Source organism: Pseudomonas sp. WC2401, from assembly GCF_041200115.1.
Taxonomy (GTDB): domain Bacteria; phylum Pseudomonadota; class Gammaproteobacteria; order Pseudomonadales; family Pseudomonadaceae; genus Aquipseudomonas; species Aquipseudomonas fragi.
Genome location: NZ_CP165623.1, coordinates 4,704,016 through 4,720,636 on the forward strand (window position 1 = coordinate 4,704,016; position 16,621 = coordinate 4,720,636).

The window sequence follows — 16,621 nt, forward strand, 5'->3', positions numbered from 1 at the left end:
ACCCGCCCCCCATGAACAACGCTTTGAACCAGCTGCAGCCTTACCCGTTCGAAAAACTGCGCGCCCTGCTTGGTAGCGTGCAGCCCAACGCCGACAAGCGTGCGATTGCCCTGTCGATTGGCGAACCGAAACACCGCTCCCCGGACTTCGTGGCCAAGGCGCTGGCTGACAACCTCGACCAGATGGCGGTGTACCCGACCACCCTGGGTATCCCGGCGCTGCGCGAAGCCATCGCCGGCTGGGCCGAGCGGCGCTTCAATGTACCCAAGGGCTGGCTCGACCCGGCGCGCAACATCCTGCCGGTCAATGGCACCCGTGAAGCCCTGTTTGCTTTCACCCAGACCGTGGTTAACCGTGGCGACGACGCCCTGGTCGTCAGCCCGAACCCGTTCTATCAGATCTACGAAGGCGCAGCCTTCCTCGCCGGCGCCCAGCCGCACTACCTGCCGTGCCTGGCCGAGCATGGTTTCAACCCGGATTTCGATGCGGTGTCCGTCGACACCTGGAAGCGCTGCCAGATCCTGTTCCTGTGCTCGCCAGGCAACCCGACCGGCGCGCTGATCCCGCTCAACACCCTGAAAAAATTGATCGCCCTGGCCGACGAACACGACTTCGTGATCGCTGCGGACGAGTGCTACAGCGAGCTGTATTTCGACGAGCAAACCCCGCCGGTCGGCCTGCTCAGCGCCTGCGTGGCCCTGGGCCGCGAAGACTTCAAGCGTTGCGTGGTGTTCCACAGCCTGTCCAAGCGCTCGAACCTGCCGGGTTTGCGTTCGGGTTTTGTGGCGGGAGATGCCGACATCCTCAAGGCGTTCCTGCTGTACCGCACCTACCACGGCTGCGCCATGCCGGTGCAAACCCAGCTGGCCAGCATTGCGGCCTGGAACGACGAAGAGCACGTACGCACCAACCGTGACCTGTATCGCGAGAAGTTCGATGCGGTGCTGGAGATTTTGACCCCGGTGCTGGACGTACAACGCCCGGATGGCGGTTTTTACCTGTGGCCCAAGGTTGAAGGTGACGATGCCGAGTTCTGTCGCGACCTGTTTGTCGAAGAGCACGTTACCGTAGTGCCGGGTTCGTACCTGTCCCGTGAGGTAGACGGCTTCAACCCGGGGGCTGGGCGCGTGCGCATGGCTCTGGTTGCGCCACTGGCTGAGTGCGTGGAAGCCGCCGGGCGCATCCGCGATTTTATCCAGCGTCGCCGCTAATCCGCTCCCGTGGGAGCGGGCTTGCTCGCGATGGCATCACTGCGATTTGGCTGAGACACCTCATCGCTTGCATCGCGAGCAAGCCCGCTCCAACATAAAGCGGGATTATTTCACCGTGCCCAGATTCGCTTCGCTCAAGTCCAGGTCCTTGAGGATCTCGCTGAGGGCGTCATCGCCGATTTCATGGTGACGGCGCAAGCTGTACAGCTCCAGCCGCTGCGCCCGCAGTGCCTTGAGCCGTAAACGGCTCTCCAGCTGGTCCATTTGCGAAGCCAGTGCCTGGGCTTCTGCCGAGTCGTTGTACACCTCCAACTGATGACGGTACTCGGACATGATCCGCGCCTTCAGCTCAGCCGCCAGAGCTGCCTGGGCCGCATCCTGCTGACCATCGGCCTCCACCACCTCTTCTGCCTCCAGCGCGTGAATCGCCGCTTCTGCTGTGCGCCGCCAGGCTTCGCGCACTTCCTTGCGCATGGCATCGTCCGGGCTTTTCGGGATACCGCGCAACAACACGGGCAAGGCGATACAAGCCGCCACCAGCGACAGCAATATCACCCCGGCAGCAATAAAGATCAGCAAATCACGCTCAGGGAAATTCAAACCCTCACTGACCAGTAACGGCACCGACATCACACCCGCCAGCGTGACAGCTCCACGCACCCCGCCCACGGTCAACAGCCAGCAGGAGCGCGCCGTCGGCACCATTGTCAGCTCGCCCTTGCCACGCCAGCGGCGCAGCAGACCCGACAGCCGCCAGATGCTCTGCACCCAGATAAAGCGCAGCGCCAACAACACCAGAAAAATCGCCACCACATCCAGGCAGCGGTACATCAGGGTTGGCCACAAGGTGGTTTCGTGGCTGACCACCGCCTTGATGATGTCCGGCAGTTGCAGCCCCAACAGCAAAAAGATCAGGCCATTGAAGGCAAATTCCAGCAGCGACCACACACTGCGGTTAAGCAGGCGGGTGCTGGTCTGACGCGGCAACAGGTCCAGCCAGCTCTGCATCATCCCCGCAGCAACCGCCGACAGGATGCCCGATGCGCCCAGTCGCTCGGCCAGTACATAGGCGGCAAAAGGCAGCAGCAACATGAACACCACATGGGTCGCTGGGTCATCCCAGCCGCGAGCGATCATCCATGCCCGCAAACGCCCGACCAGCCAGCTCAATGCCACGCCGATAGCCAGCCCACCGCAGGCCACCAGGACAAAAGTAAGGCTGGCGTTGGCCAGCGAGAACACCCCGGTAATGGCCGCTGCCAGGGCGAACTTGAATGTCACCAGGCCCGTAGCGTCATTCATCAACGCCTCGCCTTGCAGCATATGCATCAAGGGCGCCGGCAGACGGTTTTGGGCAATGGCCGAGACTGCCACCGCATCGGTGGGTGACAACACCGCGGCCAGGGCAAATGCCACCGGCAAGGGAATGCTCGGCAGCAACCAGTGGATGAAATAACCCGCCCCCACCACCGTAAACAGCACCAGCCCCACAGCCAGGGTCAGAATCGGCCCACGCAGGCGCCAGAACTCACGCTTGGGCATGCGCCAGCCATCCGAGAACAGCAGCGGCGGCAAGAACAGAAACAGGAACAGCTCAGGTTCCAGCGCCACATGCAGGCCCAGTGTCGGCCAGGCCAGTACGGCGCCGGCAGCAATCTGCACCAGCGGCAAAGGCAACGGTATGACACGCCCCAACAGACGCGAAACCCCCACCAGCATCAGCAGGATAAGGACGGTATAGGCGGTTTGCATATCAGCAGAGTTCCCGAACGATCAGTTTTAAACTAAATAAATAGCAACAATTTCCCATTGCGCTCCATAGTAGCGTCTAACCGTAAAAGCCGAGCCTGAACAAAAGTAGCAGTGCGACGACATGTCACAAGTCTGTGCCAAGCTCGCAGCCATTCACGCCCAAGGGCGCTGCACATGGCATAATCCGCGACCGCTCATTTACCGCATCTCCAAAGGAGGGGCAATTTCCGTGACCGACTCAAGCAAGACGTTGCACCTTTTCGGCATCAAGGCCTGCGACACCATGAAAAAGGCTCGCACCTGGCTCGATGAACATGCAGTGCGCTACGACTTTCATGACTATAAAAGCAGCGGCATTGACCGTGAACACCTGACCCAATGGTGTAACGAGCACGGCTGGCAAGTGGTGCTCAACCGCGCCGGTACAACCTTTCGCAAGCTCGACGACGAACGCAAAGCCGATCTCGACCAAGCGAAGGCCATTGAACTGATGCTCGCCCAACCCTCGATGATCAAGCGCCCGGTGCTCGATCTCGGTGACAAAACCCTGATTGGCTTCAAGCCAGATCTTTATGCGGCGGCCCTTCTGTAAGCGCCCGCCCATTTATTTTTTGTAAGAGGTAATTGCATGTCTACTACCCTGTTCAGCGCAGCCTTCGGCGTCGGCACCCAAAACCGTCAAGGCGCATGGCTGGAAGTGTTCTACGCACAACCCCTGATCAATCCATCGGCCGAGCTGATTGCAGCCATCGCACCGATTCTGGGCTACACCGGTGGCAATCAGGCAATCACCTTTACCACCGCACAAGCCGCTCAAATGGCAGAAGCCGTCAAGCCTGTGGACGCTGCTCAAGCGGCCCTGCTGACCCGCCTGGCCGAAAGCCACAAGCCGCTGGTTGCCACCCTGCTGGCCGAAGACGCCACGCTGACCTCCACGCCTGAGGCCTACCTCAAGTTGCACCTGCTGTCCCATCGCCTGGTCAAGCCCCACGGCCTGAGCCTGGCGGGTGTGTTCCCGCTGCTGCCGAACGTGGCATGGACCAGCCAGGGCGCCATCGATCTGGGCGAACTGGCCGAGCGTCAACTTGAAGCGCGCCTGCGTGGCGATCTGCTGGAAGTATTCTCGGTCGACAAGTTCCCGAAAATGACCGACTACGTTGTCCCTGCCGGCGTGCGCATCGCTGATGCGGCGCGTATCCGCCTGGGTGCTTATGTGGGCGAAGGCACCACCGTGATGCACGAAGGCTTCGTCAACTTCAACGCCGGCACCGAAGGCCCGGGCATGATCGAAGGCCGTGTTTCGGCTGGCGTGTTTGTCGGCAAGGGTTCGGACCTGGGCGGCGGCTGCTCGACCATGGGCACCCTGTCGGGCGGCGGCAACATCGTGATCAAGGTTGGCGAAGGCTGCCTGATCGGCGCCAACGCCGGTATCGGCATCCCGTTGGGTGACCGCAACACCGTTGAGTCCGGCCTGTACGTGACCGCGGGTACCAAAGTGGCCCTGCTGGACGAAAACAACCAACTGGTCAAAGTGGTCAAGGCCCGTGACCTGGCTGGCCAGCCTGACCTGTTGTTCCGTCGCAACTCGGAAACCGGCGCTGTGGAATGCAAGACCCACAAGTCGGCCATCGAGCTGAACGAAGCACTGCACGCGCACAACTAAGCGTCTGTCTGAAACTGACGGGGCCGGCTTCCGGTCTCGTCAACAGAGCCGAACACCATGCTTTTGCCTTCTCCCTGGCGCGCTGACTTCCCCGCCATCGCCGCCTTGCAACGTCAGGCCCAGACCTATCTGGACAGCGCTGCAACCACGCAAAAACCCCAAGCCCTGCTCGACGCACTGACGCACTACTACGCCAATGGCGCAGCCAATGTGCACCGGGCCCAGCACCTGCCGGGCGCCCACGCGACCCAGGCCTTCGAAAACACCCGCCACAAAGTGACGCAATGGCTCAATGCTGGCGAGTGCGGGCAAATCGTTTTCACCCACGGCGCCACGTCGGCGCTGAACCTTCTGGCCTATGGCCTGGAGCACCAATTCAAGACGGGCGATGACATTGTTATCAGCGCCCTGGAACACCACGCCAACCTGCTGCCGTGGCAGCAACTGGCGCAGCGTAAAGGGTTGAATCTGGTGGTGTTGCCGCTGGATGCCGACGGCGTGATCGATCTCGATGCAGCCGCACGCCTGATCACCCCGCGCACCCGCCTGCTGGCCGTAAGCCAGTTGTCCAACGTACTCGGCGTCTGGCAGCCGCTGACTGAGCTGCTGGCACTGGCCAAGGCCCATCAGGCCCTGACCGTAGTCGATGGCGCACAAGGTGTGGTCCACGGTCGTCATGACGTGCAGGCGCTAGGCTGCGACTTCTATGTATTTTCCAGCCACAAGCTCTATGGCCCGGACGGGCTGGGCGTGCTGTTTGGCCGCCATGAAGCGCTGAGCCTTTTGCAACACTGGCAGTTTGGCGGCGAAATGGTCCAGGACGCCGACTACCAGCACGCCACCTTCCGCCCCGCGCCGCTGGGCTTTGAGGCCGGAACCCCGGCGATAGCCAGCGTGATCGGCCTGGGCGCGACGCTCAACTATCTGGCCAACCTCGACCAGGCCGCCGTGCAAGCCCACGAAGCAGCGCTGCACGGGTTGCTCGTCGAGGGTTTGCAGCAGCGTCAGGGCATCCGCCTGCTGGGCACCCCGCAACTGGCCTTGGTCAGTTTTGTCGTGGATGGCGTACACAACGCCGACCTGGCCCACTTGCTGACCGAACAGGGAATAGCCGTGCGCGCCGGGCATCATTGCGCCATGCCGCTGCTCAAAGGCCTGGGGTTGGCCGGAGCCATCCGCGTTTCGCTGGCGCTGTACAACGATTCAGACGATCTGGAGCGTTTTTTCGACGCACTCGACCAGGCGCTGGAGCTGCTGCAATGACTCTGCCCGCCCAGGCGCAGGCGGCGCTCGACAGCTTTGAGCATTGCAGCGGCTGGGAACAGCGTGCACGCCTGTTGATGCAATGGGGTCAGCGTTTGCCAGAGCTGAGCGAGACCGACAAAACCGAGGCCAACCGCGTACATGGCTGTGAAAGCCTTATGTGGCTGGTGGGCAAGCAGGTCGATGGTCGCTGGCAGTTTGCGGCCAGCAGTGAGGCGCGGTTGATTCGCGGGCTGGTGGCGTTGCTGCTGGCGCGGGTCAATGGCTTGACCACTGAAGAGCTGCAACAGGTCGATTTGCCGGGCTGGTTCGAGCAGTTGGGCCTGAGCCGGCAACTGTCGCCATCGCGCAGCAACGGGCTGAATGCCGTGCTGGTGCGGATGCGGGAATTGGCAGGCTAACCCTTGCCGCTTCCACAGATGTTGTGCGGCCCTCAAAACCCGGGCTTGCGCAAAATAACTGTGGGAGCGGGCTTGCCCGCGATGCTGGCGATTCGGTTCATCTGAAAAGCCGCAGCGATCCTATCGCGAGCAAGCCCGCTCCCACAGGTCAGGTCCGGGGCGAGCTTTATTCCTGCGGTGCAGGCTTTACCTTCTCCGAAGGCCGCCGCACGCCCGCAACAATCTTGTCCACCGCCTTGGTCGCCGCGACCATACCAAAGGTGGCGGTCACCATCATCACCGCGCCAAAGCCGCCGGCGCAGTCCAGCTTCACCCCGTCGCCGACAAAGCTCTTCTGCAGGCAAATGCTGCCGTCCGGCTTGGGATAACGCAGCTGTTCGGTAGAGAACACACACGGCACGCTGTAATGGCGGGTCATGGTGCGCGAAAAGCCATAGTCGCGGCGCAAGGTCGAACGCACCTTGGAGGCCAGCGGATCATTGAACGTACGGTTCAAGTCACACACCTGGATCAGTGTCGGGTCAATTTGCCCGCCCGCACCACCGGTGGTGATGATCTGGATCTTGCGCCGCTTGCACCAGGCAATCAGCGCCGCCTTGGCATTTACGCTGTCGATGCAGTCGATCACGCAGTCAATATTCGGGGTGATGTACTCGGCCATGGTTTCGCGGGTGACGAAATCCGCCACTTCGTGAACCACACAGTCCGGGTTGATCTGGCGCAGGCGCTCGGCCATTACTTCGACCTTGTCCCGACCAATGGTCGTGCTCAAGGCGTGCAACTGGCGGTTGCTGTTGCTGACGCACACGTCATCCAGGTCAAACAACGAAATCTCGCCGACGCCGCAGCGCGCAATGGCTTCTGCCGCCCACGACCCGACACCGCCCACACCGACGATCGCCACATGGGCTGCCTTCAGCCGTTCAAGGCCTTCCAGCCCATATAACCGGGCTACACCGGCAAAACGTGGATCTTCTGTACTCATCACCAACACCCCAAAAACCGGCGCGCATTATAGGGGGCTTACATTGCATTGAGTATCTTTCCTACAGGCTATGCGACCAAGCCTGCTTTAATAGCCTACTGAGTAAGAAGATAAGAGCTACAAATAATAAAGAAAGAACTTAAGACGGTAACAACTGCCCAACGCCGGATCCAATTCCGTCAGCTATACGATGGGTCGGAGCACAGTGTAGGATGCGCGCCGTTTGGCACCCGCCGACCGATCTTCGTTCCACTCCTTTTGGAACCCGAAATAGTTATGTCATCGCGTAAATTTGGACTCAATCTGGTGGTGGTCCTGGCCATCGCCGCGCTCTTCACAGGCTTCTGGGCGCTGATCAATCGCCCGGTCTCTGCACCCAACTGGCCCGAGCAAATCTCCGGCTTTTCGTACTCGCCGTTCCAGCAAGGCCAGTACCCGCAGAAAGACCAGTACCCGACCGACGACGAAATGCGTCGCGACCTGGAGATCATCAGCAAGCTCACCGACAACATCCGGACTTATTCGGTTGATGGCACCCTGGGCGATATTCCCAAGCTGGCGGAAGAATTCGGCCTGCGCGTGACCATCGGGATCTGGATCAGCCCGGACCTGGAGCGCAACGAACGGGAAATCCAGAAAGCCATCGAACTGGCCAACAATTCGCGCAGCGTGGTGCGGGTTGTGGTGGGCAACGAAGCCCTGTTCCGCGAAGAGATCACCCCTGAAGACCTGATCGTGCTGCTGGACCGGGTGCGCGCTGCGGTCAAGGTGCCGGTCACCACGTCCGAGCAATGGCACATCTGGGAGAAATACCCGCAACTGGCCAAGCACGTTGACCTGATCGCCGCGCACATCCTGCCCTACTGGGAATTTATCCCGGTGGACAAGGCCGGTGAGTTCGTCCTGGACCGTGCCCGCGACCTGAAAAAAATGTTCCCGAAAAAACCGCTGCTGCTGTCCGAGGTGGGCTGGCCGAGCAACGGCCGCATGCGCGGTGGCGCTGACGCCACCCCGGCCGACCAGGCCATTTATCTGCGTACGCTGGTCAACACCCTCAACCGTCGCGGCTACAACTACTTTGTGATCGAAGCCTTCGACCAGCCGTGGAAAGCCAGCGACGAAGGTTCGGTAGGTGCGTACTGGGGCGTGTACAACGCGGCCCGCCAGCAAAAATTCAACTTTGAAGGCCCGGTAGTAGCCATTCCACAGTGGCGCGTACTGGCCATCGGCTCGGTGGTCATGGGCCTGCTGTCGCTGGCGTTGCTGCTGATCGACGGCTCTGCCCTGCGCCAGCGTGGCCGCACCTTCCTGACCTTCACAGCGTTCCTGTGCGGGTCGGTACTGGTGTGGATCGCCTACGACTACAGCCAGCAATACAGCACCTGGTTCAGCCTGACCGTGGGTTTCCTGCTCGGGCTGGGTGCCCTCGGGGTGTTTATTGTGTTGCTCACCGAGGCCCATGAACTGGCCGAGGCGGTATGGATTCGCAAACGCCGGCGGGAGTTTTTACCGGTCGAAGCCGACGATGCCTACCGCCCGAAAGTCTCGATCCATGTGCCGTGCTACAACGAGCCGCCAGAGATGGTCAAACAGACCCTCGACGCCCTGGCCAACCTCGACTACCCCGATTTCGAAGTGTTGATCATCGACAACAACACCAAGGACCCGGCGGTATGGGAGCCGGTGCGCGACTACTGCGCCACCCTCGGCCCGCGCTTCAAGTTCTTCCACGTCGCGCCCCTGGCCGGCTTCAAGGGCGGCGCACTGAACTTCCTGATCCCGCATACCGCGCCGGACGCCGAAGTGATCGCCGTGATCGACTCCGATTACTGCGTGGACCGCAACTGGCTCAAGCACATGGTGCCGCACTTTGCCGACCCGAAAATCGCCATCGTGCAATCGCCGCAGGACTACCGCGACCAAAACGAAAGCAAATTCAAGAAGCTCTGCTATTCGGAATACAAAGGCTTCTTCCATATCGGCATGGTCACCCGCAACGACCGCGACGCAATCATCCAACACGGCACCATGACCATGACCCGCCGCTCCGTGCTCGAAGAGCTCGGCTGGGCCGACTGGTGCATCTGCGAAGACGCCGAACTGGGCCTGCGCGTGTTCGAGAAAGGCTACTCAGCAGCCTATTCCCACAATAGCTACGGCAAGGGCCTGATGCCCGATACCTTTATCGACTTCAAGAAACAGCGCTTCCGCTGGGCCTACGGTGCGATTCAGATTATCAAGCGTCACTCTTCAAGCCTGCTGCGCGGCAAGGACACTGAGCTGACCCGCGGCCAGCGCTATCACTTCCTGGCGGGTTGGCTGCCGTGGGTGGCCGATGGCATGAATATCTTCTTCACCGTGGGCGCCCTGTTGTGGTCGGCGGCGATGATTATCGTGCCGACGCGGGTCGATCCGCCGCTGCTGATTTTCGCCATCCCGCCATTGGCGCTGTTTGTGTTCAAGGTGGGCAAGATCATCTTCCTGTACCGCCGTGCGATGGGGGTCAACCTCAAGGACGCCTTCGCCGCGGCCCTGGCGGGGCTGGCGTTGTCCCACACCATCGCCAAAGCCGTGCTGTACGGGTTCTTCACCACCAGCATTCCGTTCTTCCGCACCCCGAAAAACGCCGATAACCACGGCTTTTGGGTCGCCATCTCGGAAGCCCGCGAAGAAGTGTTCATCATGCTGTTGCTCTGGGGCGCGGCACTGGGGATCTTCTTCGTCCAGGGCCTGCCGAGCAACGATATGCGTTTCTGGGTGGTGATGCTGCTGGTGCAATCGCTGCCGTACCTGGCGGCGCTGATCATGGCCTTTATGTCTTCGCTGCCCAAACCGGTAGAAGAAGCCCAAGAGCAACCGGCTGCATAAATTGACTGCAACCACTAAACGGCGGCCTCTGGCCGCCGTTTTGCTTTAAGATAACCGCCCTTTTGTGCCTTGTGTCCCGCTTCGGAGTCCCTACCATGACGGCCCACGCCGACCTTTCGCCGACCCTGCAACTTGCCTGCGATCTGATCCGTCGCCCTTCCGTGACGCCGATCGATGCCGATTGCCAGAAGCTGATGATGCAGCGCCTGGGCGATGCCGGCTTCATGCTTGAGCCGATGCGCATCGAGGACGTCGACAACTTTTGGGCCACCCACGGCAAACACGAAGGCCCGGTGCTGTGCTTCGCCGGCCACACCGACGTGGTGCCCACCGGCCCGGTCCAGGCCTGGCAGAACGACCCGTTCGACGCACTGATCGATGAACACGGCATGCTTTGCGGCCGTGGCGCGGCCGACATGAAAGGCAGCCTGGCAGCCATGCTGGTGGCCGCCGAGCGCTTTGTCGCCGACTACCCGGACCACAAAGGCAAGGTCGCGTTTCTGATCACCAGTGACGAAGAAGGCCCGGCCCATCACGGTACCAAGGCCGTGATCGAACGCTTCAAGGCCCGTAACGAGCGCCTGGACTGGTGCATCGTCGGCGAACCGTCGAGTACCACCCTGGTCGGCGACGTGGTCAAAAACGGTCGTCGCGGCTCCCTGGGCGCCAAGCTCACCGTGCGTGGCAAGCAAGGCCATGTGGCCTACCCGCACCTGGCCAAGAATCCGATTCATCTGGCAGCTCCGGCGCTGGCCGAGCTGGCCGCCGAGCACTGGGACAACGGCAACGCCTTCTTCCCGCCGACCAGCTTCCAGATTTCCAACCTCAACTCCGGCACGGGCGCGACCAACGTGATCCCCGGTGACCTGGTGGCGGTGTTCAACTTCCGTTTCTCCACCGAGTCCACCGTTGAAGGCCTGCAAAAGCGCGTGGCCGACATCCTCGACAAGCATGGCCTGGACTGGCACATCGACTGGGCATTGTCCGGCCTGCCATTCCTGACCGAGCCGGGCGCTTTGCTTGACGCGGTTTCGTCGAGCATCAAGCAGGTGACGGGGCGTGAGACCAAGGCCTCGACCAGCGGTGGTACGTCCGACGGGCGCTTTATCGCCACCCTGGGCACGCAAGTGGTAGAGCTGGGGCCGGTCAACGCGACTATCCACCAGGTCAACGAACGGGTTCTGGCCAGCGATCTGGATGTGCTGACCGAAATCTACTACCAGACCCTGATCAAGTTGCTCGCCTGATGCTCGCCTGCCCGATCTGCTCCGAACCACTCAATGCAGTGGACAATGGTGTCGTGTGCCCCGCCGGGCACCGTTTTGACCGTGCCCGCCAGGGCTATTTGAACCTGTTGCCGGTGCAACACAAGAACAGCCGCGACCCTGGCGACAACCAGGCAATGGTTGAAGCCCGCCGTGACTTTCTCAACGCCGGGCACTACGCCCCCGTGGCCAAACGCCTGGCCGAGCTGGCCGCCGAACGCGCGCCGCAACGCTGGCTCGACATCGGCTGTGGCGAGGGTTATTACACCGCGCAAATTGCCCAGGCGTTGCCCGACGCCGATGGCTACGCCCTGGATATCTCCCGCGAGGCGGTCAAGCGCGCCTGCAAGCGCAACCCGCAGCTGACCTGGTTGATCGCCAGCATGGCCCGCGTACCACTGGCCGATGCCAGCTGCCAGTTTTTGGCCAGTGTATTCAGCCCGCTGGACTGGCTTGAAGCCAAGCGCCTGCTGACCCCGGGTGGTGGCCTGATGCGTGTAGGCCCAACACGCGGGCACTTGATGGAACTGCGCGAGCGGCTGTACGACGAAGTACGGGATTACGCTGACGACAAGCATTTGGCCCTGGTGCCCGAAGGCATGGCGCTGCAACACAGCGAAACACTGGAGTTCACCCTCAGCCTGAGCGAACCCCAGGATCGCGCCAACCTGCTGGCCATGACCCCTCACGGCTGGCGTGCCAGTGCCGAGCGCCGCGCCGAGGTCATCGAGCACCCCGAGCCTTTAGTGGTGACGGTGTCGATGCGCTACGATTACTTCGTGCTTCAATAACCAACTTTACGGCCAGGGGCACATGCCTCTGGCCCGATTAATCCGCGAGTGGATTTTTCAGACCCGCAGTGAGGACATCCATGCGCCAACCCGATATCGAGATTTACCTGAAAGAAGCCGTCACTTACAAAGACGTCGAAGCCTGGCTGGCAAACGTGCTGGGGCCGTGCACGGAATGGAAAAAGAAAGGCGAAACCTGGAAGTGCACCGCTGGCGAAGTACCGGTGACCTGGATGCCAAAGGCCGTGGGCAAATGGAACAGCCTGTACCTGGACAGTGATAAAACCCCGTGGGAAGACGATATTGCCTGCGCCAAGGCCGCTTTTGAGGCCCTGCACATCGAAGTGCGTTGCGCACCGGGCAGCTGGGTTGAAGAACAGGGCGAGGCAGACGCCGACCGCTGGATCCGCATCAGCGAAGACGGCCAGGAAGAAATCACCTGGAAAACCGGTTCCTGAGTAAAACCCGCTACAAATCCCTTGTGGGAGCGGGCTTGCTCGCGATGGTATCGCTGCGGTCAGCCAAATGCACCGCGCCGCCCATATCGCGAGCAAGCCCGCTCCCACAGGGAGGGGCCGCAGAGCCTTACAACCCCACTACATCCTCGGCCTGCAGGCCCTTGGCGCCTGTGACCTGGGTGTATTCGACCTGCTGGCCTTCGGCCAGGCTGCGATGGCCTTCACCGCGAATGGCGCGGTAGTGCACAAACACATCGGCCCCGTTCTCGCACTGGATAAAGCCGTAGCCCTTGGCATCGTTGAACCACTTCACATTGCCTGTTACACGTGTCGTCATGGAACCTTCCCCCCTTTTTATTATTGAGCGGGCTCGTTATTGGCCCTTTAAGAGTTTTCGCTTGAACTAGACTTCCACCGATTGCGTCTTACACAAGACAGCGAAAGACCATCGAGTATAAGTCAGGCAAAAAAACACTCAATCAATATTAGTTCGCCGCTTTTTTGCCGATTTTGCGCTGATACTGCAAACTACCCGACCGAGTAAACGCTCGTTTAATTCACTAACGCAGAAGCCGTATGACCCCCTCCCCATTCCGCCGCCTTGTATTTGGCGCCCTGCGTCGCTTGCTGTACCTGTGGGTGCGCTCGGAGACCATCAATCAGTCTTCGCTGACCCTGAACCTGGATCGCAGCCGCCCGGTGTTCTATGTACTGCAATCGCCCTCGCTGACCGAACTGGCCGTGGTCGACGCAGAATGCTCCAAGGCCGGCCTGCCGCGCCCGGTGCTGCCGGTTGCCGTGGGCGAGATGATCGAGCCCGCCGCTTTCTTTTACCTGACCCCCGAGCCCGACTGGCTGGGCCGTCAGGACAAGCGTGGGGCGCCGCCGGTATTGACCCGTCTGGTCGACAGCCTGAGCCAGCACCCGGGCGAAGATGCGCAAATCATCCCGGTCAGCGTGTTCTGGGGCCAGTCTCCCGACAGCGAGTCCAGCCCCTGGAAACTGCTGTTTGCCGATAGCTGGGCCGTGACCGGACGCTTGCGGCGTCTGCTGCGGATCCTGATTCTGGGCCGCAAAACCCGCGTGCAATTCTCGGCCCCTATCCATATGCGCGAGCTGGTCGACCTCAACAAGGGCCACGAACGCACCGTGCGCATGGCCCAGCGCATTTTGCGGGTGCACTTTCGCAACCTGAAAATTTCGACCATTGGCCCCGATCTGTCGCACCGACGCACACTGGTCAAAGGGCTGGTCAACGAGCCTGCCGTGCGTCAGGCGATCCTCGATGAAGCCGGGCGCGAAAATATTTCGCCAGACAAGGCCCGTGCCCTGGCGCTGCGCTACGCCAATGAAATCGCCTCGGACTACACCTACACCGCGATCCGTTTTTTTGAAGTATTGCTGAGCTGGTTCTGGAACAAGATCTACGACGGGGTCAAGGTCAACCAGATCGAGAGCGTGCAAAAGGTCGCCCAGGGCCACGAGATCATTTATGTACCGTGCCACCGCAGCCATATCGACTACCTGTTGCTGTCCTATCTGCTGTTTCGCAACGGCCTGACCCCGCCGCACATTGCCGCCGGGATCAACCTCAACATGCCGGTGCTGGGCCCGCTGCTGCGGCGTGGCGGGGCGTTTTTCATGCGCCGCACCTTCAAGGGCAACCCGTTGTACACCTCGGTGTTCAACGAATACATGCACACCCTGTTCACCAAGGGTTTCCCGGTGGAGTACTTCGTCGAAGGCGGCCGCTCGCGCACCGGACGCATGCTGCAACCAAAAACCGGGATGCTGGCCATCACCGTGCGCAGTTTCTTGCGCTCATCACGTACGCCTATCGTCTTTGTACCGGTGTACATCGGTTACGAGCGCGTACTAGAAGGCCGTACCTACCTGGGCGAACTGCGCGGTGCAAGCAAGAAGAAAGAATCGATTTTCGATATTTTCAAAGTGATCGGCGCCCTTAAAAAGCAGAAGTTCGGTCAGGTCGCGGTCAACTTCGGCGAGCCGATCAAGCTTGCCGAGTTTCTCGAGCAGGAGCAGCCGGGCTGGCGCCAGCAGGAGCTTGCGCCGGCCTACCGGCCTGATTGGCTGAGCCAGACCACCAACCGTCTGGGGGAAAAAGTTGCCCGGCATCTGAATGAGGCTGCGGCCATCAACCCGGTCAACCTGGTGGCCCTGGCCCTGCTGTCCACTACCCGCCTGGCCCTGGATGAACAGGCCATGGCCCGGGTGCTGGACCTGTATCTGGCCCTGCTGCGCCGGGTTCCCTACTCGCCGTACACCACCTTGCCCGAGGGTGACGGGCCGGCACTGATCCAGCATGTCAAAGACATGAATCTGCTGGCCGAGCAAAGCGATGCGCTGGGCAAGATCCTCTATCTGGATGAGCAGAACGCGGTTCTGATGACCTATTACCGCAACAACGTGATGCATATCTTTGCCTTGCCATCGTTGTTGGCCAGCTTCTTCCAGAGCACCTCGCGCATGAGCCGCGAACAGATCCTGCGCTACACCCATGCGCTGTACCCGTATCTGCAATCGGAACTGTTTATCCGCTGGTCCGCAGAGGAACTCGACGGTGTCGTCGACCAATGGCTTGAAGCCTTTGTCGAGCAAGGCTTGCTGCGCTTCGAAAAAGACGTGTACCTGCGCCCTGCGCCCAGCTCGCGACACTTTGTGTTGCTGACCCTGCTGTCAAAGAGCATTGCGCAAACCCTGCAGCGCTTTTACATGGCCATCTCCTTGCTGCTCAACAGCGGCCAGAACACCTTGAGCGCTGAAGAGCTGGAAGACCTGTGCACCATGATGGCCCAGCGCCTGTCGATCCTGCATGGGCTCAATGCCCCTGAGTTCTTCGACAAGAGCCTGTTCCGCCACTTTATCCAGACCTTGCTCGAAGAAGACGTATTGCGCCGCGATGCCAACGGCAAATTGAGCTACCACGAACTGCTCGGTGAACTGGCCGAAGGGGCTGCCAAGCGCGTCCTGCCTGCCGAGATCCGCCTGTCGATTCGTCAGGTGGCACTGCATCGCAGTGAAGATGCAGCGGATATTTCCGAGAGCGTCGGATAATCCTGCAAAGTCGAGTTGAAACGTCTCGACCGATTTCAGCCTTCCAATCTGCAACTAGCCTTGGGTGTGTGCCGAGTTTTTCGGCACACACCTAATGCAAACCAACGATAAGGAAGTCTGAAAATGACCCAGGACAACGAAAAGCTACACGAACAGCCTCCTTCGGAAACCACGCGCACTGCTGGCACGCCCTGGCATGTCAAGAACCCCGATGGCAGCGTCCACGGCGGTAATGGCATCCAGCCCGGCAGCCACGACACCCCCGCTGACGACTCCCAGGATGAACCTCTGACTGAATAACCCACTGAAACAGCAGCGGTTGTCGGGCACATGTTTGCCGCTTCAAGGGCAAGTTCATTGCTAGAATCCCCTTCATTCTCCAGTGTGAAATGTCTTACACAGGAAAAGAAACGGAGACTGCCCTATGAAAAAGTTCCTTTTACTGAGCCTGACCGCCCTGCTGGGAGCCTGTAGTTCCATGACCCCTACCCAGCATGCCAGCCTCGATGGCGAAGTGTTTTACCTGCAACGCATTGCCTTGCCGCCGACGGCGACACTGGAAGTGAGCCTGCAGGACGTTTCGCTGGCCGACGCACCAGCGGTAACGCTTGCCAAGCAAAGCGGCCAGATCAAGGGCCAGGTGCCACTGCCTTTCCACCTGACCTACGACCCGGCGCAGATCAAGCCCGGCCACACCTACGCTATCAGCGCGCGGATTGAAGAAAACGGCCAGTTGCTGTTTATCAACACCGAGCGCAATAGCGTCGACCTGACGGCCAAGACCCAGCAGCCGATCCGTGTGCGCGTGGATCAGATTCGCTAATTCGCAGGCTTACCCTCACCCCAACCCTCTCCCGGAGGGAGAGGGGGCTGATTGGGGAATAACGGA

Annotated in this window: 15 protein-coding genes; 12 read left to right on the plus strand and 3 right to left on the minus strand. The window is 60.7% G+C overall.

Annotated elements, in window-relative coordinates:
- Positions 1-11: 11 nt before the first annotated feature.
- A complete protein-coding gene (dapC, locus tag AB3G35_RS21595; RefSeq protein WP_134049720.1) occupies positions 12-1,211 on the plus strand; it encodes a succinyldiaminopimelate transaminase in 1,200 nt (399 codons plus the stop codon).
- 105 nt (positions 1,212-1,316) lie between these two features.
- On the opposite strand, the gene AB3G35_RS21600 is transcribed toward dapC, so the two are convergent.
- On the minus strand, positions 1,317-2,963 hold the full coding sequence (locus tag AB3G35_RS21600; RefSeq protein WP_083369608.1) for a Na+/H+ antiporter: 1,647 nt from the start codon (positions 2,961-2,963) through the stop codon (positions 1,317-1,319).
- Positions 2,964-3,192: 229 nt separating this feature from the next.
- On the opposite strand from AB3G35_RS21600, the gene AB3G35_RS21605 reads away from it, so the two are divergent.
- From AB3G35_RS21605 to AB3G35_RS21620, 4 genes are read left to right on the plus strand one after another with little or no spacing between them, the layout of a single operon-like run.
- Positions 3,193-3,555 (plus strand): ArsC family reductase, encoded by a 363-nt coding sequence (locus AB3G35_RS21605; RefSeq protein ID WP_016781976.1) that lies wholly within the window; start codon positions 3,193-3,195, stop codon positions 3,553-3,555.
- 36 nt (positions 3,556-3,591) lie between these two features.
- Positions 3,592-4,626 (plus strand): 2,3,4,5-tetrahydropyridine-2,6-dicarboxylate N-succinyltransferase, encoded by a 1,035-nt coding sequence (gene dapD / locus AB3G35_RS21610; protein ID WP_016781975.1) that lies wholly within the window; start codon positions 3,592-3,594, stop codon positions 4,624-4,626.
- Positions 4,627-4,683: 57 nt separating this feature from the next.
- Complete coding sequence (locus AB3G35_RS21615) at positions 4,684-5,889, plus strand: cysteine desulfurase (protein ID WP_315249002.1); 1,206 nt, start codon at positions 4,684-4,686, stop codon at positions 5,887-5,889.
- Entirely contained in the window at positions 5,886-6,290 is a 405-nt protein-coding gene (locus AB3G35_RS21620; protein ID WP_016781973.1) for a SufE family protein, read from the plus strand. The genes AB3G35_RS21615 and AB3G35_RS21620 overlap by 4 nt, the downstream gene beginning before the upstream one ends.
- Before the next feature lie 166 nt (positions 6,291-6,456).
- Here the strand turns inward: AB3G35_RS21620 and tcdA are convergent, their stop codons facing one another.
- The gene (gene tcdA, locus AB3G35_RS21625) at positions 6,457-7,275 is read right to left on the minus strand and encodes a tRNA cyclic N6-threonylcarbamoyladenosine(37) synthase TcdA (protein ID WP_086798516.1); all 819 of its coding nucleotides are present in this window, start codon (positions 7,273-7,275) and stop codon (positions 6,457-6,459) included.
- 276 nt (positions 7,276-7,551) lie between these two features.
- Between tcdA and AB3G35_RS21630 the strand changes: the two genes are divergently transcribed.
- The 4 genes from AB3G35_RS21630 (at position 7,552) to AB3G35_RS21645 (ending at position 12,657) form a co-directional block, all read left to right on the plus strand.
- Positions 7,552-10,143 carry a glycosyltransferase gene (locus AB3G35_RS21630; RefSeq protein ID WP_083369610.1) on the plus strand — a complete coding sequence of 864 codons (2,592 nt, stop codon included), beginning with the start codon at positions 7,552-7,554 and terminating at the stop codon, positions 10,141-10,143.
- Between the two features lie 95 nt (positions 10,144-10,238).
- Positions 10,239-11,390 carry a succinyl-diaminopimelate desuccinylase gene (gene dapE, locus AB3G35_RS21635; protein WP_016781970.1) on the plus strand — a complete coding sequence of 384 codons (1,152 nt, stop codon included), beginning with the start codon at positions 10,239-10,241 and terminating at the stop codon, positions 11,388-11,390.
- Positions 11,390-12,199 (plus strand): putative RNA methyltransferase, encoded by an 810-nt coding sequence (locus tag AB3G35_RS21640; RefSeq protein ID WP_016781969.1) that lies wholly within the window; start codon positions 11,390-11,392, stop codon positions 12,197-12,199. Before dapE ends, AB3G35_RS21640 begins: the two co-directional genes overlap by 1 nt.
- An 80-nt stretch (positions 12,200-12,279) precedes the next feature.
- A complete protein-coding gene (locus AB3G35_RS21645; protein WP_016781968.1) occupies positions 12,280-12,657 on the plus strand; it encodes a hypothetical protein in 378 nt (125 codons plus the stop codon).
- Positions 12,658-12,784: 127 nt separating this feature from the next.
- Here the strand turns inward: AB3G35_RS21645 and AB3G35_RS21650 are convergent, their stop codons facing one another.
- Positions 12,785-12,994 (minus strand): cold-shock protein, encoded by a 210-nt coding sequence (locus AB3G35_RS21650; protein WP_016781967.1) that lies wholly within the window; start codon positions 12,992-12,994, stop codon positions 12,785-12,787.
- A gap of 239 nt (positions 12,995-13,233) precedes the next feature.
- Here AB3G35_RS21650 and plsB point away from each other — a divergent pair, with 239 nt between their 5' ends.
- The 3 genes from plsB to AB3G35_RS21665 all read left to right on the plus strand — a co-directional run bounded on the left by plsB (position 13,234) and on the right by AB3G35_RS21665 (position 16,555).
- Positions 13,234-15,732: a glycerol-3-phosphate 1-O-acyltransferase PlsB gene (gene plsB / locus AB3G35_RS21655; RefSeq protein WP_369782127.1), complete on the plus strand. Its 2,499-nt coding sequence runs from the start codon at positions 13,234-13,236 to the stop codon at positions 15,730-15,732.
- Between the two features lie 123 nt (positions 15,733-15,855).
- The gene (locus tag AB3G35_RS21660) at positions 15,856-16,032 is read left to right on the plus strand and encodes a hypothetical protein (RefSeq protein ID WP_162939325.1); all 177 of its coding nucleotides are present in this window, start codon (positions 15,856-15,858) and stop codon (positions 16,030-16,032) included.
- A 124-nt stretch (positions 16,033-16,156) separates the two neighbouring features.
- Positions 16,157-16,555, plus strand: a complete 399-nt coding sequence (locus AB3G35_RS21665; RefSeq protein ID WP_095004643.1) for a YbaY family lipoprotein — start codon at positions 16,157-16,159, stop codon at positions 16,553-16,555.
- The last annotated feature ends 66 nt before the right edge of the window (positions 16,556-16,621 follow it).